Below are 19,739 nucleotides of genomic sequence, written 5' to 3' on the forward strand. Positions count from 1 at the left end.
TTACGAAATGATCACGCCACCGATCGGCCCTTCTGATTAACCGGTTAAGTCCCTAGCTTGAGCCAGGGGTCCAACGACGGGCCCGACGGAGCCGAGGAGGCTTTCGTGCTCAAGCGCTCACTCCTGGCGGTGCCGCTGGTCGCGGCATTGCTCGCCGGCGCGCTGACCGGCTGCGCGGCACCGGCCGACGACGACAACACGATCACCTACTGGGCGAGCAACCAGGGCAAGAACGCCGCGCAGGACCGGGAAATCCTCGGCGAAGAGCTCGCCGAGTTCACCGCCCGGACGGGCATCGAGGTCAAGCTGGAGGTGATCGGCTGGTCCGACCTGCTCAACCGGATCCTCGGCGCGGCGACCTCCGGCGTGGGCCCGGACGTGGTGAACCTCGGCAACACCTGGGCCGCGTCCCTGCAGGCGACCGGCGCGTTCGTGCCCTTCGACGACGCGCTGATGAACCGCTTCGGCGGCCGGGACCGGTTCCTCGACAGCAGCATGAGCTCCACCGGGATGCCCGGGCAACCGCCGGCTTCGCTGCCGCTGTACGGGCTGTCCTACGGCCTGTTCTACAACAAGAAGCTGTTCGCCGAGGCCGGCATCACCGAGCCGCCGAAGGACTGGCGGGAGTTCATCGACACCGCGAAGCGGCTCACCGACCCGGCGCGCGGCCGCTGGGGGCTCACCGTCCCCGGCGCCAGCTACACCGAGAACGCGCACTTCGCGTTCATGTTCGGCCGCCAGGAGGGCACGCACCTCATCGACGAGCGCGGCAGCCCGTCGTTCGCCTCGCCGGAGGCCGTCGCCGCGGTGCAGCGCTACATCGACCTGATGGCCTCGGCCCGCGTGGTGGATCCCGACGACGCCGAGGAGGGCAATTCCTCCGGCGCGGCAGCGGATTTCGTGGACGGTGACGCCGCGATGCTGATCGCGCAGAACAGCGTCATCCCCACGCTGCACGACAACGGGATGGCCGAGGCGGACTACGGCGTCGTGCCGATGCCGGTGCCCGATCCCCTGCCGCCCGGCGGCCGGGCCGTGCGCAGCCACGTCGCGGGCTCGAACGTCGCGGTGTTCGCCGACAGCCCGCGGCGCGAGCAGGCCCTCAAGCTGGTCGAGTTCCTCACCAGCAAGGAGGTCCAGGCGTCGCTGAACGAGAAGTACGGCACGCTGCCGGTGGTCGAGGACGCCTACGCCGATCCGGCCTTCCACACGCCCAAGAACCAGGTGTTCAGCGAAGTGCTGGCCGGCGGCTCGGAAACCGTGCCGATGATCCCCAACGAGGCCCACTTCGAAACGACGGTCGGCGCGGCGATGCGCGACCTGTTCGCGGCCACCGCCACCGGACGACCACCCGGCGCGGAGGACGTGCGCGAGGCGCTGGCCGAGGCGGAGCAGAAGATGCGGGGGACCGGAGGATGACGGCCACCACACCGATTCCGGCGCGGCGTCGCGGGTGGACGCCGAGCCGGCGCGCGCTCCCCTACCTGCTGATCGCGCCCGCGCTGGCCTTCGAGCTGCTGGTGCACCTGGTGCCGATGCTCGGCGGCCTGTGGATGAGCCTGCTCGAACTGACCCAGTTCCACCTGCGGGACTGGGTGCGCGCGCCGTTCGCGGGCCTGGACAACTTCGGCTTCGCGCTGGACCTCGACGGCGCGGCGGGCGCGGAACTCCTGCGCTCCTTCGCGGTCACGCTGGCCTACGCGATCCTGACCGTCGGACTTTCCTGGACGCTCGGTCTCTTCGCGGCGACGCTGCTCCAGCGCAGCTTCCCCGGCCGCGCCGTGCTGCGCACGCTGTTCCTGGTGCCGTACGCGCTGCCGGTCTACACCGCGGTCATGATCTGGAAGTTCATGCTCGACCGCAGCGACGGCATGGTCAACACCGTGCTGGACGACCTCGGGGCCGGCGCGGGCGGCACCTTCTGGTTGCTGGGCGACAACGCCTTCGGCAGCATCGTCGTCACCTCGGTCTGGCGGCTGTGGCCGTTCGCGTTCCTCGTCCTGATGGCCGGGATGCAGTCCATCCCGGCCGACGTCTACGAACAGGCCACGGTGGACGGTGCGGGGATCTGGCAGCAGTTCCGGTCCATCACCGTGCCGATGCTGCGGCCGGTGAACCAGGTCCTGGTGCTGGTGCTGTTCCTGTGGACGTTCAACGACTTCAACGTGCCCTACATCCTGTTCGACAAGTCGGTGCCGGGCGCGGCCAACCTGCTGTCCATCCACATCTACGGAAGCTCGTTCCTCACCTGGAACTTCGGCCTGGGCTCGGCGATGTCCGCGCTGTTGCTGCTGTTCCTGCTGCTGGTGACCGCGGGCTACCTCGCCTTCACCTCGCGGAGGTTGAAAGATGTCTGAGCCGCGGTGGTTCCGCCTCCTGCGGGTGGGCGGGCTGACCTTCCTGGTGCTGTTCACCGCGCTGCCGCTGTACGTCATGGTGACCTCGGCGGTGAAGCCGCTGGGCGACGTGCAGGACCGGTTCCGGTGGCTGCCGGTGAACATCACGTTCCAGCCGTTCGTGGACATGTGGTCGACGATCTCGCTGGCCGACTACTTCGTGAACAGCACCGTGGTGGCCCTGGGCGCCGCGGCGCTGTCGGTGACCATCGCCGTGTTCGCCGCGTACGCGATCAGCCGGTTCCGCTTCCGAGGCCGCAACGCGTTCCGCATCGTCGTGCTGTCAACCCAGATGTTCCCCGGGATCCTGTTCCTGCTGCCGCTGTACCTGATCTACGCCACGATCGGCCGGCTGACCGGCATCGCCCTGCACGGCAGCCACCTCGGCCTGATCATCACCTACCTGACGTTCTCGCTGCCGTTCGCGATCTGGATGCTGGTCGGCTACTTCGACTCCATCCCGAAGGACCTCGACGAGGCGGCGCTGATCGACGGCGCGAGCCCGGTGAGCGCCCTGCTCAGGGTGGTGCTGCCCGCCGCGCGACCGGGCATCGCCGCGGTGGCGATCTACGCGTTCATGACGGCGTGGGGCGAGACCCTGTTCGCCTCGATCATGACCGACTCGGGTTCGCGCACGCTCGCGGTCGGGCTGCGCGAGTACGCGACGCAGACCTCGGTGTACTGGAACGAGGTGATGGCGGCGTCGCTGGTCGTCAGCATCCCGGTGGTCATCGGGTTCCTGCTGCTCCAGCGCTACCTGGCCCAGGGGTTGACCGCGGGCGCCGTCAAGTGACCTGTTGGATCCACCAGCCGAGAAAGGGCGATCGATGCGACGCAACTCCGCCAAGGTGACCGTGGCCGGGGAACCGGCCGTGTGGCTCGGCGCGAACTTCTGGTCGCGCACCGGCGGGCCGCTGATGTGGCGGAACTACTCGCCGCGGGTCGTGCGCGAGGAACTGCGGGTGCTCCACGAGCACGGCCTGCGGCAGACGCGTTCCTTCTTCTACTGGCCCGACTTCATGCCGACCCCGGACAGCGTCGACGCGGCGAAGGTCGAGCACTTCGCCGACTTCCTGGACGCGCACCAGGAGATCGGCATGTCGTCGATCCCGACCTTCATCGTGGGGCACATGTCCGGCGACAACTGGGATCCGGCGTGGCGGGACGGCCGCGACCTCTACGCCGACGTCTGGCTGGTGTCCCGGCAGGCGTGGTTCGTGCAGCGGATGACCGAGCGCTTCGCCGCGCACCCGGCCGTCGCGGGCTGGCTGATCAGCAACGAGATGCCGATCTACGGCCGGTTGCGGCACGAGCCGAAGGCGCCGGCCGAGCAGGTCACCAGCTGGGCGCAGCTGATGGTGCAGGCGGTGCGGGCCGGCGGCGGGCACCAGCCCGTGTCGCTGGGCGACGGCGCGTGGGGCATCGAGGTCACCGGCACGGACAACGGGTTCTCGGTCCGCGAGACCGGTGCGCTGGTGGACTTCGTCGGGCCGCACGTGTACCGGATCGACAGCGACCCGGTGCGCCAGCACCTCGGCGCGGCGTTCATCTGCGAGCTCGCCGCGGTGGGCGGCAAGCCGGTGGTGCTGGAGGAGTTCGGCCTCTCCAGCGACCAGGTGTCGCCGGAGCACGCCGCGCACTACTACCGGCAGACGCTGCACAACTCGCTGCTCGCCGGATCGACCGGCTGGGTGGCGTGGAACAACACCGACTACGACGACCTCATCGAGCAGGGCCCGTACTCGCACCACCCCTTCGAGATGCACTTCGGCATCACCGACAGCGCCGGGAACCCGAAGCCGCCGCTGCACGAGCTGGCCGCGTTCGCCGACGTTCTATCCACTGTGGACTTCGCCAGGTGCGAGCGCACCGATGCGCAGGCCGCGCTGGTGGTGACCGAGTACCTGGAGCGCGGCTACCCGTTCAGCCAGGACGACGACCGGCCGCTCGTCTTCAGCTCGCTGCAGCAGGCGTACGTGGCCGCGCGGGAGGCCGACCTGCCCGTCGGGTTCACCAGGGAACGCGACGGCATCGACCCGGACTGCTCGCTGTACCTGCTGCCGTGCACCAAGCAGATCCAGGGGCCGACCTGGCAGCGGCTGCGCGAGCGGGTGGCGCAGGGCGCGGTGCTGTACCTGTCCTACACCGCGGGCGAGGTCGGACATCACCGGCAGCCGTGGATCCCCTACCTGGACGAGACCTTCGGCGTCGCGAAGGAGATGACCTACGGCTTGGTCGACGAGGTGGCCGATGAGGTCGTCGAGTTCACCTTCGCCGAGGACTTCGGCGGCATCGCCGAAGGCGAGGTGCTGCGCTTCCGGGTCGGCGGCAACGAGCACAGCCGGGCGTACCTCCCGGTCCACCCGCGCGGAGCGACGGTGGTGGCCACCGACGCGCACGGCAGGCCGGCCTTGCTGCGCCACCGCAGCGGGCGGGGCGAGACCGTGCTGTGCACCTATCCGATCGAGCACTTCGCGGCACGGAACGCGCGCGTCAACCCGGAGGACACGCACCGGCTTTACGCGGCGCTGGCCGAGATCGCCGGAATCGAGCGGCCGATCGCGGTCGACGATCCGCGGGTGTTCGCGGACGAGCTCCGGCACGAGGACGGGCGCCGGTTCGCCTGGCTCGTCAGCCAGCACGGCCAGGAAGTCACGACAACGCCGCGGGCGGACGGTTCTTCCTTGCACGACACCAAGACCGGTGAACTCCTTTCCAAGATCACGCTCCCCGCCTACGGCGTCCGGGTCGTCGAGCTGCGCGCGGAGCGGTAACGCCAGGCCGTGGGCCTTCCGGGCTGCTGCGGCTGCCCGGAAGGCTCGCGGCAGGTGCATGTCGGGACGGAAGCCCCTTGTCCCGCAGCTCCGGAAGCGGGCAGGCGGCGGCGCGCATGCGACCGGCTTCCCACCGGTGTACAACGGGGTCGTACCGACCCATGCGGACACCGGTCGCTCGTGGCGCTCACGAGCATTCCGCGGTCACCACTCATCCCGCTGCTCGTGTGGAGACGTCATGAAGATCGTGTGCATCGGGGCCGGGCCGGCCGGCCTCTACCTGGCCATCTCGGCGAAGCTCAGGGACGCCGGGCACGACATCACCGTGATCGAACGGGACCCGCCGGGAGCCACCTACGGCTGGGGCGTCGTGTACTGGGACGACCTGCTGGACATGCTGTACCGCAACGACCGGGAGAGCGCGGAGCAGATCCGCGCCGCCTCGACGCTGTGGCGGGAGCAGGTCGTCTCGCTGCACGGCACCGAACACGCCTACATGGGCGGATACGGGTACAGCGTGAACCGCGCGCCACTGCTGGAGATACTCGCCCAGCGCGCCGCCGACCTCGACGTGGACGTCCGCTACGAGCACGCTGCGGATGACCTGTCGGAGTTCGCCGACGCCGACCTGATCGTGGTCGCCGACGGCGCGAACAGCCGCACCCGCCAACGCCACGCCGAGGAGTTCGGCACCCAGATCGACCACGGCCGCAACCCCTACATCTGGCTGGGCACGGACCGGGTCTTCGACATGTTCACCTTCGACTTCGAAGAGACACCCGAGGGCTGGATCTGGTTCCACGCCTACCCCTCCAGCGCCGGCATCAGCACCTTCATCGTCGAATGCCAGGACACCACCTGGCAACGACTGGGGTTCGACCGGCTCGGCGACGACGAGAGCATGCGGTTGCTGGAGGACATCTTCGACCAGCCGCTCGCCGGGCACTCGCTGATCAGCGCCGCCCGGGGAAAGCCGGCCTCGTGGCAGCGCTTCACCCAGGTCTACAACCAGACCTGGCGCTACGAGAACATGGTGCTGATCGGCGATGCCGCGCACACCACGCACTTCACGCTCGGTTCCGGGACCAGGCTGGCCATGACCGACGCGGTGATGCTCGCGCACAAACTGCTGGACCGCGAGCAAACGTCCATGGCGCTCAAGGAGTTCGACGAGGAGGGCCACGCCATGATGCGCATGGCGCAGGCCTCGGCGCGCACCAGCATGGCGTGGTTCGAGAACACCGACCGCTACACCGACCGCAACGCTGTGGAGTTCTGCTATGCGATGTGCAACCGGAACAGCTTGCAGCCGCCGTGGCACTACCAGCAGTACCTGCTGACGCAGCACCTGGTGGCGCGCAAGACCCAACGGCTGTTCGGCAACGGCTTGCGCTGGGCTCGGGCGCGCAAGCGCGGCGAGTCGCTGCGCCGCTGAGGCGGGCGGAAACGCCGTCGTTCTCCACTTCCCGGCTTCGTCGAGCAGGTCACGGATCGCGTGCGGCACGGCGTCGACGTGGATGTACTGGTGCTGGGCATCGTCGAGCACCCGCTACTCGCCCCGGGGAACCGATGCGGCGATCGCCGCGTGCAGGTCCCGCAGGCCGTCGTGCATCCGGCGTTCGACGTCCCCGGATGCGAACTTCGCCCAGTACAGGCCCCATGGCGGTGACCACGATCAACGGGACGTCGGGGAGTTCTCCCCCTGCCGGAGTTCGTCGTACAGCTCGCTCTCGAAGTCGGCCGTCTCCTGATGTTGTGTTGATCACGATTTTTGTGTCGTTTGTCCGGAACCCGATGATCTGTTGCGCCGTTGCTACGTGCATGGGCGATGATCCCGGAAGTACCTGCCGCGCCCCTGGCGAACCGAGGGGCGCGGACCCTGCTGGACCGCCGACGCCTCGCGTCGGCCGCCTTGCCCGCCGAGAGCCGGCGGGCCGCATCCTCCACCCGGAGTCGCAACACGACCGCAGGTCGACGCCGCCCGTGACCCGGCGCCGCGTCCGTTCAGGACCGCCTGGAGAAGTCGAGTCCGGCGCGCTTCCGCGCCGTGCAGCCGAAAGTCGTCCGACGCTCCTCCCGCAGGTGGCCATCCCTTCCCCGCACGGCACCGCGGCTCGCGGCCCCTTCGGACCGCGTCTCCGATCCGGCAGGAGGAGCCGCGCCACCCGCACCCCGTTCGACCACACGTACCGCTACTGAATCGACAGCGAGAAGAAGAGGAAGGGCCAGCAGAATGGTCTTCAAGAAGCTCCTGGGCGCCCTCGGCGTCGGCGGCCCGTCGGTGGACACCGTGCTGCACCACCAGCACGTCCGCCCGGGCGAGAACCTCGCCGGGGAAGTCCGCATCACCGGCGGGAACCAGGACGTCACCGTCGAGAACGTCGCGCTCGGCCTCGTCACGCGCGTCGAAACCGAACACGGCGGCCACGATGGGCACGCCGGCGTGGAGTTCCACCGCGCCGTGGTGGCCGGCCGGTTCGAGCTGCGCGAGGGCGAGAACAAGACCATCCCGTTCCAGTTGCCGGTGCCGTGGGAAACGCCGATCACCAGCGTCTACGGGCAGCACCTGCACGGCATGACGCTCGGCGTGCGCACCGAGCTGGCCATCGCCAAGGTCGCCGACAAGGGCGACCTCGACCCGGTGTCGGTGGAACCCCTGCCCGCGCAGGAGAAGGTGCTGGAGGCGTTCTCCCAGCTCGGTTTCCACTTCAAGAGCGCCGACCTGGAGCACGGCCGGTTGCACGGCGTCCGCCAGGAACTGCCGTTCTTCCAGGAGATCGAGTTCTACCCGCCCCAGCAGTTCGCCGGGCGGATCAACGAGGTCGAGCTGACCTTCGTCGCCGGCCCGCACGGGCTGGACGTGGTGCTGGAGGCCGACAAGCGCGGCGGGTTCTTCACCCCGAGCCAGGACGCCTTCGGCCGCTTCCACGCCTCCCACGAGGAAGCCCTCGGCACCGACTGGGCCGGGCGGATCCACGGCTGGCTGGAGCAGGTCGCCGAACGCCGCGGCGCGGGCCACCCGATGGCCGGGTACGAGCACCACGGCTACGAGCACCACGGCTACCACGACGAGCACCACCGGCGCGGATCCGGGATGGGCGGCATGGTCGCGGGTGCCGCGCTGGGCGCCGGCGCCGGGATCCTCGGCGGCATGGTCGTGGGCGAGGTGCTGGAAGAGGTCTTCGAGGGCGACGAAGAGGAGTTCTGATCCTCCGGTGGGCGCCGGGAATCCGTTCCCGGCGCCCACCGCGCGCCGGTCGGCTCAACTCCCGTCGGGGCAACCCGATAGGTTGATCAACATCGTTGCCTCCGCCGTGATCGGGAGTACTTGGTGAGCACGCGCGAACGCGTCCGCGAGCTGGTCGACGCGCCACTCACCCAGCGGGTGGTCATCGCGGTCATCCTCGTCAACGCCGTGACGCTCGGCTGCGAGACCTCCCCCGGCCTGGTCGCCAGCCACGGCTGGCTGCTCCACGCGGTGGACCGGGCGGCGCTGGCGGTGTTCGCGGTGGAGCTGGCCGCCCGCCTGTACGGCCACGGCCGGCGGTTCTTCCGCGACCCGTGGAACTGCTTCGACGCCGTCATCGTCGGCATCGCGCTGCTGCCCACCACCGGGGCCTTCGGCGTCCTGCGCGCGCTCCGCATCCTCCGCGCCCTGCGGCTGATCTCGGTGATCCCCAGCATGCGCCGCGTGGTCAGCGCGCTGCTCACCGCCGTCCCGGGGATGGCCTCCATCGCCGCCCTGCTGGTGCTGATCCTGTACGTGGGCGCGGTGATCGCCACCAAGCTGTTCAGCGCGGTCGCCCCCGACTACTTCGGCGACCTCGGCGACTCGCTGTTCACCCTGTTCCAGGTGATGACCGGGGAAGCCTGGTCCGAGGTCGCCCGCGCGGTGATGGCCGAGGAACCGCTGGCCTGGATCTTCTTCATCGGCTACATCGCCGTCACCACGTTCACCGTCCTCAACCTCTTCATCGCCGTCGCCGTGTCCGCGATGGAATCCCAGGTGGGCCGCGAACGCGAGGACGACGGTGAAACGGTCCGCGAACTGCTCACCGAGATCCGCGAACTCCGGGCCGAAGTCCGGGAACTCCGCGCCGCGCCGGCCGAATCCTGACGCCGGCTAGGGCTCGCCCGGCCGGACGAGATGACCGCCGATGCCGAGGACTCCGCTGACGAAATCCCTGGCCATCCCGACCTCCTCGGGCGAGCAGTCGATGAGCACCTTGATCTCGGCGTCCCGCTTGGCCAGGTCCGCGGTGAGCAGGACGCCCGCCACTCCCGCGCCCGCCGCCGAGCCGACGAAGACGTCGATGCCGTCGCCGTCACCGCCGGTGGTGCCCGCTAGGTAGCCGTAGTCCAGCGGGTAGACGACGTCCGGGATGCGCGGATGCGGCCGCCCCTTCGGCCGGTCGACGACGATCTCACCGTGCCGCACGAGATCGGCCAGCGCGGCGAAGAATCCCGCCGATCCGGGATGCGCCCCGTACGGCGCTTCGGTTCTCATGGGCTCAGCCCAGGAACTGGTCGTAGAGGAGGTAGGCGTTCAGGCCGATGATCAGCGTCGTGATCGCCGTCATCACGGCCGTCAGCCAGCGCGGGTTCGCGAAGGCGCCCATGACCGAGCGGTCCCTGGTCACCAGCAGCAGCGGGATCAGCGCGAACGGGATGCCGAAGCTCAGCACGACCTGGCTGAAGTTCAGGACGTCGGTGGGGTTCATGCCGAGCACGATCACCACGAGCGCGGGCGTCATCGTGATCAACCGGCGCAGCAGCAGCGGAATCCGGAAGTTGATGAACCCGGCCATCACGACCTGCCCGGCGAAGGTGCCGACGCTGGACGACGAGATCCCGGACGCGAGCAGGGCGACCGCGAACACCAGGGCGGCGGTGCCACCGGCGAAGGTGGCGAGGCCCGCGTGCGCGTCCTCGATGCTGCTGATCCCGGTGTTGCCGCTGGTGTGGAACAGCTTCGCGGCCATGACCAGCATGGACAGGTTGATCAACCCGGCGAGGCCGAGCGCGACGACCACGTCCCAGCGTTCGAAGCGCAGCACCTTCCGGCGGTCGTCGTCGGTGGAGACGGCCACCCGGCGGCTGGTGAGCGCCGAGTGGAGGTAGACCACGTGCGGCATCACGGTGGCGCCGACGATCCCCACCGCGAGGTAGGCGCTGCCGGCCGGCAGCGTCGGCACCAGCCCGGCGATGGCCTGGGCGGGCTCCACGCCGATGCGCAGCAGCTGGTAGGCGAAGCCGGCGATGATCAGCAGCAGCAACCCGGCGATCGCCCGCTCGAAGGGCCGGTAGCCGCGCGCCTGCAGGCCCAGCAGCGCGAACGCGACGACCGCGGTGATCAGCGCCGCCGGCACCATCGGGATGCCGAACAGCAGGTACAGGCCGAGGGCGGCGCCGACGAACTCGGCGAGGTCGGTCGACATGGCGACGATCTCCGCCTGCAGCCACAGGCCCCACCGCACCGGCCGGGAGTGCCGCTCCCGGCACACCTCGGGCAGCGTCTTGCCGGTGACCACGCCGATCTTCGCGGACAGGAACTGCACCGGCATCGCCATCAGGTTCGCCAGCACCACGACCCACACCAGCGCGTAGCCGAACTCCGCGCCGGCGCCGATGTTGGTCGAGAAGTTTCCGGGATCGACGTAGGCGATGGCCGCGATGAAGGCGGGCCCCAGCATCGCGAGCGCGCCCCGCATCCGCCCCCGCCCGAGCACCTGCCCCAGGTCCTCCCGGGAATCGCGTCCCGCCTCGACCTCGGTCACGCCCATCGGTCCACCCGTGCCGCTGCCTGCGCGCCGATGACGGCCTCCTGCCGGTCCGCGCGCGGCGCCCCGGTGGGCCCGCGCGAACAACGATTCGTCTTCCCGTCCACCAGATTACGGTATGCCGAAAAATTCTCTTCGCAAGCCCCCACCCGGCCGCTCGCGCCCGGCGCGTCCGGAGCGGGAGTCCTACACTCCGGTTACCGATTCCGCCGCGACAGACCGGCCGAATCGCGTGATGGGGGTAAATCAACTCGGGTATGGAGCCACCGATGGCCGAGGAGAACGCACGCCGCCGCGGCTACCGAGCAGGACTCGGCGGCGAGATGCTGGCGGAATTCCTGGGAACCTTCGTCCTGATCCTGCTGGGGTGCGCATCGGTCGCGGTGGCCGTCGCCGGACTTCCCGGCTCGGGGCGGCAATCCGACGCCTTCGGGCCCGCGAACTGGTTGATCATCGCGTGGGGCTGGGGACTCGGCGTGGTGTTCGGCGTCTACGTCGCGGGCGGCGTCAGCGGCGCGCACATCAACCCGGCGGTGACGCTGGCCTTCGCCGTGCGGCGGGCCTTCCCGTGGGTGAAGGTCGTGCCCTACGTCGTCGCCCAGGTCGTCGGCGCGTTCGTCGCCGCGGCGCTGGTGTACGCGACGTACAGCTGGGCGATCGACGCGTTCAACGCCAAGGCCGGCCTCGCCCGCCCCCAGTCCCTGGACACCTTCGCGATCTTCGCCACCTTCCCGGCCAAGTACTTCGCCGGGTCGTGGTGGGGACCGCTGCTGGACCAGATCGTCGGCACCGCGATCCTGGTGCTGCTCATCTTCGCGCTCACCGACACGCGCAACACCGCGCCGGCGGCCAACCTCGGGCCGTTCCTGATCGGCCTGGTCGTCACGGCGATCGGCCTGACCTTCGGGCCCAACGCCGGTTACGCGATCAACCCGGCGCGCGACTTCGGCCCCCGCCTGTGGACGTTCATCGCCGGCTGGGGCGACATAGCCCTGCCCGGGACCTACCAGTCGTTCAGCTGGTACTTCTGGATCCCCATCGTCGGGCCGCTCATCGGCGGCGTCATCGGCGCCGTCGTCTACGACCTGTTCATCGGCCAGGTCGTCAAGGCCCGCACAGCACCGCCGGAAACCGGTCGAGTGAGCGAGGACGCGAGCTGAGGCTGTCCGGTTAATCCGACCCGGTAGCGGCGCCGTCCGCCGGATTACGACCGGAATCGACCCGGGTACACCCATTTCGAACATCGGGATGGGTGGCGGTGGCGATGACGCAGCAATACCTCGTCGGCGAACTGTCCGTTCGGTTGGCCCAGCTCCAGGAGGCGGCCGATCCGCAGGCCGCGGACCGGTTCGCGAGCCTGCGCCGGGACGTGGAGGCCGCGCCGCCGCACGCGCTGGGCCCGGCGGTGGATCGGGCGATCCGGCTGGCCGACGAGTTCTGCTGGGACTCGGTGCGCAGGGGCGACGTCATCGCGTTCGACGGCCTGGCCGCGTGGTCGGCGGAGCTGTGCGAATTCGCCGCCTGCGCGGGCCTGCTCGATCGGGAGGCCGGCGGGTGAGCCCCAGGCGCGTCCACAGTGGTCAATCCCGGCGAACCCGCTGGACCAGCCGCGGGATCTCGTCGACGACGGCCGCCGCGGCCGCCACGTCGCCGGACAGCGGGCGCTCCCGGGTATCCGGATCCAGCGCGTCGCACGCCCGCTGGTAGACCGCGCGGATCGGTCGTCCCGGGCTGATGCCGCGCAGCCGGTTCGCGCGGACCGCGGCCACGAGTTCGCACGCCAGGACGAGCCGGTGCGCATCCGCGGCGCGCCGGGTCTGCCGGACCGCCTGCGGGGCGAAGCTCGCGTGCTCTTCGGCGCCCCTGGACAGCGCGATGTGGCCGAGCGTCGCCGGGAACGCCGCGGCGCGCAGTTCGGCGAGCGCGGAACCGGCGCCGTATTCGAGCCCCATGATCCCCGAGCTGCCCGGCGGTCCCGCCGCCAAGAACGGGCGCAGCCCGGTCATCCCGGGTTCGGTGAGCATCGCCAGCCTCGCCGCCGACAGCTGGGCCGTGGCGAGCATCGCCAGCCGCAACCGGTCCAGCGCCAGGGTCAGCTGGGCGGCGTGGAATCCGCCGTGGTGGCGGGCCGCCGCCGGTTCGTCGGTCGTGAGCAGCGGGTTCTCCGCGGCCGCGTTGAGCTCCACCACCACGACCGCGTCGGCGTCGGCCACGGCCTCCACCGCCGGGCCGTGCACCTGCGGGAAGCACCGCAGCCCGAACGGATCCTGGATCCGGCGGCCCGGAGCCACCTCGCCACCGAGCAGCGCCAGCACCTCGGCCGCGACCCGGGATGCACCTGCGTGCGGGCGGCCCGCGTGCACCTCGGGCGCGAACGGCTCGGTCGATCCGTCGACGGCGAGCGCGGTCAGCGCCGCGATCGCGGCGGTCGCCGACACCAGGCCCCGCACCGCGGCCACCGCCAGCGCCGCCTGGCCGATCGTCAGGGCGTTGCTGCTGATCAACGCCAACGCCTCGCCCTCGGTCAGGGCGACCGGGACCGGTCCGCGACCGATCCAGCGCGCCTCGCCGACGAGGGCGAGCCCGAGTTCGGCCAACGGCCCGAGATCGCCGGTCCCGACCGAACCGTGCTCGTGCACCTCCGGGTACGCCCCGGCGTTGAGCGCCGCGGCCATCGCCTCCGCGAGCCCGGGCCGCACGCCGGTGCAGCCGCGCAGCACCTGGTTCAGCCGGACGGCCAGCATCGCCCGCACGTCCCGCTCCGGCAGCAGGTTCCCGATCCCGCTGGCATGGCTGCGCAGCAGCCGCATCCCGTGCGCGGCTCCACCGGGCACCACCTCGGAGCGGTTGGCGCCCACGCCGGTGGTGCGCCCGTAGACCGGCCCGGTGGGCACCGCTGCCGCACCGAGCCGGGCCAGCGCGGCGGGCGCGACGCAGACCGCCACCCGGTCGTCGGCGATCCGCACGACATCCACAATGGACATATCAGCGCCGTCGAGGAGCACCGGGGCTCCGGCGTGCACCGCGGTCATGGCGCCTTCCCTCCCCGCGAACCCGTGCCGGGTCAGACGGGCGCGGTGTCGTCGATGGGACGCAGTTCCTCCGCGTAGGACACGGAAACGCGCCGGATCACGCCGTCGGCCACGGAGTACTGGCCCATCCGCCACAGCGGCGGCGAGTAGGCGTGGATCGAGACGCTGCGCGGCTCCTGGCCGGTGAGCCGGTGGATGTGGTCCGGCCCGCCGCCGTACGCGAAGCCCGCGGCGACGTCGGTGACCGCGCTCGGCCCGGCGACGGCCAGGTTGTGCTCGACGAGCGCGCCGCGGGCCACCGCGACCGCGAACGCGGAGATGTCGTGGTCGTGCCAGCCCGTGTCGTTCTCCGGCGTCCAGCACAGCACCCAGACGTCGACGTGCGCGTCCCGGTGCAGCGATGCGTAATGCCGCTTCTCGTCGCTGAACGCGACGTGGTGCCGCCACGCATCCGGTCGGCGCGCGAGACCCGCGACCAGTCCGAGCAGTTCGCCCTGGTCGAGGTAGCGCCCGGGCAGCGCTTCGAGGGTGAATCCGCCCGGCACGTCGCCGATCCGGCGCGCTCGCCTGGCGGGCAGGCCGGGCGCGGTGGGTTCGCCGATCACGGTGTTCCTCCTTCGAGCAAACGACGCGGGTTCGAGCAGCGGATGGCCCGGGCGGCGGCCTCCCCCAGCCCCGGATCGGCCGGTTCGGCGTAGGGCCGGTCGCTGCCGAGGACGACGGGGTCGATCCCGAGCACCCGGACCAGCGCGTCCACCCCGCGCGGCCCGTACGACGAGGTCTCGACGAAGACGCCCGGATCGACGCGGTCGAACGCGCCTCCCCTGGCCGCCAGCCGCTCGTGGTGCACCGGCGCCAGCCCGGCCCCGGCGGCGAAGCAGATCCGCAGCCGCGGGAGCAGCGCGCGGCCCGCGACGTGCCAGGACCACCACGCCGCCTGCAGCTGCGCCACGTAGTCGACGACCGGTGGCCACCAGCCGGGCACGCCGGCGGCCGGACTCGTCGCGGCGCCGGGGTGCACGAACACCGGCCGGTCCGCCTGCTCGCACACCGCGAGCAGCGCGGCGACGCGTTCCACATCGGCCGGTTGCCGCATGGCGTCGGCCGGGATCTGCAGGCCGGCGCATCCCCTGCCGAGAGCCTCGCGCACCTGCTGCTCGTCGGGCTCCAGCACGTTGGCCGCCGCCCACACCCGGAACGGATCGGGCAGTGCCGCGGCGCCGCGATGCCAGGCGTCCAGCAACGGTTCGGCCTCGTCCGGCGGCAGCCACTCGATGCCGAGCGGGCTGGACAGCGACACGAGCGCGACCGCCGTCCCCGCTTCGCGTGCGGCGCGCTCGGACGGCTCGTGATCGGCCGGGTCCACCTCGAACGGCGGTTCGCCGGCCAAGTGCAGCGTCCAGCCGCGCAGCAGCGGTGGATCCGCGCGTGCGCGCAACACGTCGACGAACTCCGCGGGCCACAGGTGCTGGTGCACGTCGATCACCGGATCGGACACGGGCACACCCTTGTGAAGCGCTTCAGTGAACGGTTTCAGTGAACCGCCTCAGCGCTCGCGCGGTCAAGGGCCGAACGTGCGCATCCGCCGCGCGCTAGGCTTTCCAGGTGCAACGCCGCAAGCGCCCCACGATCAAGGACATCGCGGCGGAGACGGGGCTCTCCCCGGCCGCCGTGTCCTACGCGCTCCGCGGCCTGCAGGTTCCCCCGGAAACCCAGCAGCGCGTGCGGGAGGTCGCCGACCGCCTCGGCTACGAGGCCGACCCGGTCGCCCGCGCGCTGGCCAGCGGCCGCACCGGCATGGTGGGCGTGCTGTGCAGTTCGCTGGACGACCTGTGGCAGCAGAACTTCGCCACCACGCTCGGCAGGCGCTTCCTCGCCGCCGACCGCAACACACTGTTCATGGACTCCGCCGCCGATCCCGCGCGCGAGGCCCTGCTCGCCAAGAACCTCCTCGACCAGCGGGTCGACGCGCTCGTCACGATCCCGGTCGATCCGAATTCCCGGCACTGGCCGGACGCCGCCGAGCGGACCATGCTCGTCGCGATCGGCGACCCGCTGCCCGGGGCGGCGACCGCCGCCGAGGTGGTGTTCGACAACGGCCTGGGCGTCACCGACGCGCTGAAAACGCTCAGCTCCGCCGGACACGACGAGATCCTGGTGCTGACGCCGGGGCCGCGGCTGCTGCGCCAGCGCCCCGCGGAGAAGGTCGTCCGCGAGGTCGCGCAGGAGCTGCGGATGAGCCTGCGCGTCGTGGCCTGCCCGAACGACCTGACCGGCGCCGCCGAGGTCGCGCGGGCCGCGCTCGCCGAGGAGCCCCGGCCCACGGCCGCGTTCTGCCTCACCGACTCGATGGCCTACGGCGTCTACGAGGCCGCGCGCGATCTCGGCCTGGCCATTCCCGCCGACCTCTCGGTCCTCGGCTACGACGACCACCCGGTGTCGCGCCTGCTGACGCCCGCGCTGTCCACCTACCGCTGGGACGTGCGAACCGTCGTCGACGCGGTCGTCGAGCGCGTGCTCAAGGCGGTCGACAAGAACCGGCGGAGCCGCCGCAAGCTCATCGCCCCGGAGCCGAAGCACCGCGACTCGGTGGCCGAACCGCGCGGCTGAACCCGGGCGTCCACAGTGGTCTGCGCCTGCGGTCGGGCCGGACCCCTACCGGACCGGCAGCGGGTTCTCCTCGACGAGGGTTTCCGGGGCGGAGAGCCGCCACGCCTCGTACACCAGCTCGGCGAGCTCGTCGGCGTCGATCTTGGCCAGGTGCACGACGACCCAGCCGTAGCCGCCCGCCGTGAACTGCACCTCGAACACCTCCGGCCGCTCGGCCACCAGCGCGAGCTGCTCGGACAGCGTCTGCTTCAGCCCCACCGTCTCGGTGCGCGGCCAGTAGTAGCCGAACCCCTTGCCGCGCACGCTGAACGACGTGTAGTTGCGCGAGTCGGCCTGCTCGACCTCGGCGAGCTCGTCGACCATCCGCAGGAACTGACCGCTCGGGACACCCATGGGGAGCATTCTCCCGCAAGCCCCTGACAGGAACCGGCCACCTGGGGTTTTCCGGGCGGAACCGCCTCTGTTCGTGATCATCCGCTTGTAGGATTCCCGCCGATAGCGATGGTGAACTTATTCGGACGAGACGAGGCGCAGCGCCTGCTCGCTGAGGCCGCAGCGGCAGCACGTGCCGGGCGCGGCGGGCTCGTCGTGCTGCGTGCCGACCCCGGTCTCGGCGTGACCGCCCTGCTGGACGCGCACCTCTCGGTGGCGCGCGATCTCGGCATGCGAACCCATCGGATTCCCGTGCTGCCGCAGAGCGGAACCACCGCGTTGTCGGCCGGTGCGCCGGACTGGACCGAGCCCGCCACGATCGTCATCGACGACCTGCACCGGGCGGACGACGCGACGCTGCTCGCGCTGCACGAACTCGCCGAAGGGCTGCCCGACCGGCCGTTGCTGGTCGTCGCAGGGCGGCATCGCGGCGTCGAGCCCGCCCGGTTCGCGGTGCTCGACCGGCTCGCGACCGCGCACGACCTCGAACCGCTGGACGACGGCGCGGTCCGCGCCGCCCTCACCGAGCTCTCCGGTGGTGAACCGCCGGAACCGCTGCTGCGGCTGGCCGACGGCGCAGGCGGCAACCCGTGGCTGCTGGCTCACCTCACCGCGGACGACCGCGCCGCGGCGGTGACGGCTTGGGCGACCGGGCTGGCGGGCGACGACGCCGCCCTGCTGCGCTTCGCCGCGATCCTGGCCGAACCCGCGTCGGTGGACGAGCTGGCCGCCGTCGCCGGAACGACACCGGTGGACGCGCTGGCCCGGATCAAGCGGCTGGCCGGGATCGGGTTGCTGGCGGAAGAAAGCGGGCTCGTCCGGTTCCGGCATCCGGTGGTGCGCCAGGACCTGGCCGCGACCTCGGCGGGTTTGCGCGGCTCCGCGGCGCGCGCGCTCGCGGCCCGCAACGCCGCGCCCCGGGCGGTCGCCGAGCAGCTCGCGCACACGCCCGTGGACGCGTGGACCGTCGACTGGCTCGACGACCACGCCGATCGGCTCGCCGCCCGGCCCACGCCCGCGGTGGTAGACCTGTTCCACCGGGCCGTTTCCGGGCTGCCGCCCGGCGACCCGCGCCTGCACCCGCTGCGCGCCGCGCTGGCCGAGGCGCTGATGTGGTCGGGCCGGACCGACGAGTCGCAGCGCATCGCCACCGCCAGCCTGGCCGCGCATCCGGACACGCCGATCCGGCACCGGTTGCGGGCCGTGCTCGCCCTGATCTGCTTCCGGGAGATGGATCCCGCCGCCGCCATCGCGGCGCTGGACCCGGAACGCGTCGACGGCAAGCTGTCCGGCCGGCTCGCCGCGATCGACGCCGCCGCCTGCCTGGCGGCCGGCGATCTGACCGGAACGGAGCACGCCGTCGAGCTCGCGGCGCCGGCCGCCGCGCACGATCCGCTCGTCGAGGTTTTCCTGCTCAACGTCGAGGCGACGGGCCTGTTCGTCTTCCGCGACCTCGACGGGGCGTTGGAGCGGCTGGACCGCGCGGACGCGCTGCTGGAGATCGCCGTCGACGACCGCGGGCTGTGGCTGATGTCGCGCCTCCTGCGCGCGGTGGTCCAGGACCTGCGCCACGACAAGGCCGCGCTGGAGACCATCGAGCAGGCGCGCCCGATCGCCCGCGAGATCGGCGCGGGCCTGCTGGTCTGGCTGCACACCATCGCCGCGTTGGCCTCGTTCAACAACGGGCTCTGGGACCGGGCGCTCGAAGAGATCGGCGCCGCCATGGCGCTGCCCGACCAGCACGGGCTGGCCGGCCCGCTGCACGGGGTGGCCTCGATGATCATGCTGCACCGCGGCGATCTGCCCGCCGCCCGCGTCCACGCCGAGCTCGCCGAGCGGTCCCCCGGCCGCGGCGTTGCCGTGTTCTACGAGCAGATCTCCGTCCTGGCCAGCGCGCACGTCGCCGACGCCGAGGGCAACTCGCAACGGGCGCTGGAGATCGTGCACACCCTCGCCGCCGGCGACGTCGGCGTGCACCACGCGCACGCGGTCGCCACGGTCGGCGCCCGGCTCGTGCGCATCGCGGTCACCGGCGGCGACCGCGACCTGGCCAACCGGCTCGTGGCGCAGATGCGGGACCTGAGCACCGGCGAATCGGCCGGCGAGCGCGGCGCGCTGATGTACTGCCAGGGGCTGGTCGACAGCGACGTCGACGTCCTGCTGGCCGCGGCCCAGGAGTTCACCGACACCGGCTCGCCGATCCTCGCCGCTCGGGCGGCGGAGGACGCGGCGAAGGTCCTGGCCTCGTCCGGCAGATCCGCGGACGCCCGGGCCGCCTACCAGACCGCGATCGACCGGTACACCGCGCTGACCGCCACCGGCGACATCGACCGGGCGGACGCCGCGCTGCGCGCGTTCGGCCTGCGGCGCGGCGCGACCGGCTCCCGGCGCAGGCCGAAGCACGGCTGGGAGAGCCTCACCGCCGCCGAGTACCGCGTCGCGGAACTCGTGGCGCAAGGCCTGACCAACCGGGAGGCAGCCGAACGGCTGATCGTGTCGGTGCGAACGGTCGATTCGCACGTGTCCCGGGTGCTCGCCAAGCTCGGCTACTCGTCGCGGATCGAGATCGCGCTCGGATTCGGGGAGCGCGAATGATGCCCGCTACCTACCCGGCTCCCGGAACATCAGCAATGTTGCGTCAGCGCTTTGACCTGCGGTTTTCCGAATTTTGGCGTTTGAAGATGAATCACGGCGTCTGGCTGCAATGTAGCAGGT

At 71.3% G+C, this 19,739-nt stretch carries 17 protein-coding genes; 11 read left to right on the forward strand and 6 right to left on the reverse strand.

Features of this window, described 5'->3' with window-relative positions; all coding sequences use genetic code 11:
- Window positions 1-105 precede the first annotated feature (105 nt).
- From ACWEV3_RS22280 to ACWEV3_RS22310, 7 genes are all read left to right on the forward strand, one after another.
- Window positions 106-1,419: an ABC transporter substrate-binding protein gene (locus ACWEV3_RS22280; protein WP_452615746.1), complete on the forward strand. Its 1,314-nt coding sequence runs from the start codon at window positions 106-108 to the stop codon at window positions 1,417-1,419.
- Window positions 1,416-2,357, forward strand: coding sequence for a carbohydrate ABC transporter permease (locus ACWEV3_RS22285; RefSeq protein WP_452615747.1), 942 nt, complete (start codon window positions 1,416-1,418; stop codon window positions 2,355-2,357). The genes ACWEV3_RS22280 and ACWEV3_RS22285 overlap by 4 nt, the downstream gene beginning before the upstream one ends.
- Window positions 2,350-3,189 carry a carbohydrate ABC transporter permease gene (locus ACWEV3_RS22290; protein ID WP_452615748.1) on the forward strand — a complete coding sequence of 280 codons (840 nt, stop codon included), beginning with the start codon at window positions 2,350-2,352 and terminating at the stop codon, window positions 3,187-3,189. Before ACWEV3_RS22285 ends, ACWEV3_RS22290 begins: the two co-directional genes overlap by 8 nt.
- Before the next feature lie 34 nt (window positions 3,190-3,223).
- On the forward strand, window positions 3,224-5,170 hold the full coding sequence (locus ACWEV3_RS22295; protein WP_452615749.1) for a cellulase family glycosylhydrolase: 1,947 nt from the start codon (window positions 3,224-3,226) through the stop codon (window positions 5,168-5,170).
- 238 nt (window positions 5,171-5,408) lie between these two features.
- The gene (locus ACWEV3_RS22300) at window positions 5,409-6,605 is read left to right on the forward strand and encodes an FAD-dependent monooxygenase (RefSeq protein ID WP_452615750.1); all 1,197 of its coding nucleotides are present in this window, start codon (window positions 5,409-5,411) and stop codon (window positions 6,603-6,605) included.
- A 798-nt stretch (window positions 6,606-7,403) separates the two neighbouring features.
- The gene (locus ACWEV3_RS22305) at window positions 7,404-8,378 is read left to right on the forward strand and encodes a sporulation protein (protein WP_452615751.1); all 975 of its coding nucleotides are present in this window, start codon (window positions 7,404-7,406) and stop codon (window positions 8,376-8,378) included.
- A gap of 123 nt (window positions 8,379-8,501) precedes the next feature.
- Window positions 8,502-9,287, forward strand: a complete 786-nt coding sequence (locus tag ACWEV3_RS22310) for an ion transporter (protein WP_452615752.1) — start codon at window positions 8,502-8,504, stop codon at window positions 9,285-9,287.
- Between the two features lie 6 nt (window positions 9,288-9,293).
- On the opposite strand, the gene ACWEV3_RS22315 is transcribed toward ACWEV3_RS22310, so the two are convergent.
- Together ACWEV3_RS22315 and ACWEV3_RS22320 are read right to left on the reverse strand one after the other, a co-directional pair.
- Complete coding sequence (locus tag ACWEV3_RS22315) at window positions 9,294-9,677, reverse strand: inorganic pyrophosphatase (RefSeq protein ID WP_452615753.1); 384 nt, start codon at window positions 9,675-9,677, stop codon at window positions 9,294-9,296.
- Window positions 9,678-9,681: 4 nt separating this feature from the next.
- On the reverse strand, window positions 9,682-10,953 hold the full coding sequence (locus ACWEV3_RS22320) for an Nramp family divalent metal transporter (protein WP_452615754.1): 1,272 nt from the start codon (window positions 10,951-10,953) through the stop codon (window positions 9,682-9,684).
- A 266-nt stretch (window positions 10,954-11,219) separates the two neighbouring features.
- On the opposite strand from ACWEV3_RS22320, the gene ACWEV3_RS22325 reads away from it, so the two are divergent.
- Both ACWEV3_RS22325 and ACWEV3_RS22330 read left to right on the forward strand, forming a co-directional pair.
- Window positions 11,220-12,110 carry an MIP/aquaporin family protein gene (locus ACWEV3_RS22325; RefSeq protein ID WP_452615755.1) on the forward strand — a complete coding sequence of 297 codons (891 nt, stop codon included), beginning with the start codon at window positions 11,220-11,222 and terminating at the stop codon, window positions 12,108-12,110.
- A 104-nt stretch (window positions 12,111-12,214) separates the two neighbouring features.
- Window positions 12,215-12,508 carry a hypothetical protein gene (locus ACWEV3_RS22330; RefSeq protein WP_452615756.1) on the forward strand — a complete coding sequence of 98 codons (294 nt, stop codon included), beginning with the start codon at window positions 12,215-12,217 and terminating at the stop codon, window positions 12,506-12,508.
- Between the two features lie 22 nt (window positions 12,509-12,530).
- On the opposite strand, the gene ACWEV3_RS22335 is transcribed toward ACWEV3_RS22330, so the two are convergent.
- From ACWEV3_RS22335 to ACWEV3_RS22345, 3 genes are read right to left on the reverse strand one after another with little or no spacing between them, the layout of a single operon-like run.
- Entirely contained in the window at window positions 12,531-13,982 is a 1,452-nt protein-coding gene (locus ACWEV3_RS22335; protein ID WP_452615757.1) for an aromatic amino acid lyase, read from the reverse strand.
- 32 nt (window positions 13,983-14,014) lie between these two features.
- A complete protein-coding gene (locus ACWEV3_RS22340) occupies window positions 14,015-14,587 on the reverse strand; it encodes a cysteine dioxygenase (protein WP_452615758.1) in 573 nt (190 codons plus the stop codon).
- The gene (locus tag ACWEV3_RS22345; RefSeq protein ID WP_452615759.1) at window positions 14,584-15,480 is read right to left on the reverse strand and encodes an amidohydrolase family protein; all 897 of its coding nucleotides are present in this window, start codon (window positions 15,478-15,480) and stop codon (window positions 14,584-14,586) included. The genes ACWEV3_RS22340 and ACWEV3_RS22345 overlap by 4 nt, the downstream gene beginning before the upstream one ends.
- Window positions 15,481-15,587: 107 nt before the next feature.
- Between ACWEV3_RS22345 and ACWEV3_RS22350 the strand changes: the two genes are divergently transcribed.
- Window positions 15,588-16,592 carry a LacI family DNA-binding transcriptional regulator gene (locus tag ACWEV3_RS22350; protein WP_452615760.1) on the forward strand — a complete coding sequence of 335 codons (1,005 nt, stop codon included), beginning with the start codon at window positions 15,588-15,590 and terminating at the stop codon, window positions 16,590-16,592.
- A 45-nt stretch (window positions 16,593-16,637) separates the two neighbouring features.
- Here the strand turns inward: ACWEV3_RS22350 and ACWEV3_RS22355 are convergent, their stop codons facing one another.
- Window positions 16,638-16,985 carry an MmcQ/YjbR family DNA-binding protein gene (locus ACWEV3_RS22355; protein ID WP_452615761.1) on the reverse strand — a complete coding sequence of 116 codons (348 nt, stop codon included), beginning with the start codon at window positions 16,983-16,985 and terminating at the stop codon, window positions 16,638-16,640.
- Window positions 16,986-17,093: 108 nt separating this feature from the next.
- Here ACWEV3_RS22355 and ACWEV3_RS22360 point away from each other — a divergent pair, with 108 nt between their 5' ends.
- Window positions 17,094-19,619, forward strand: a complete 2,526-nt coding sequence (locus ACWEV3_RS22360) for a helix-turn-helix transcriptional regulator (RefSeq protein ID WP_452615762.1) — start codon at window positions 17,094-17,096, stop codon at window positions 19,617-19,619.
- Window positions 19,620-19,739 lie beyond the last annotated feature (120 nt).

Source organism: Saccharopolyspora sp. NPDC003752 (assembly GCF_053605825.1).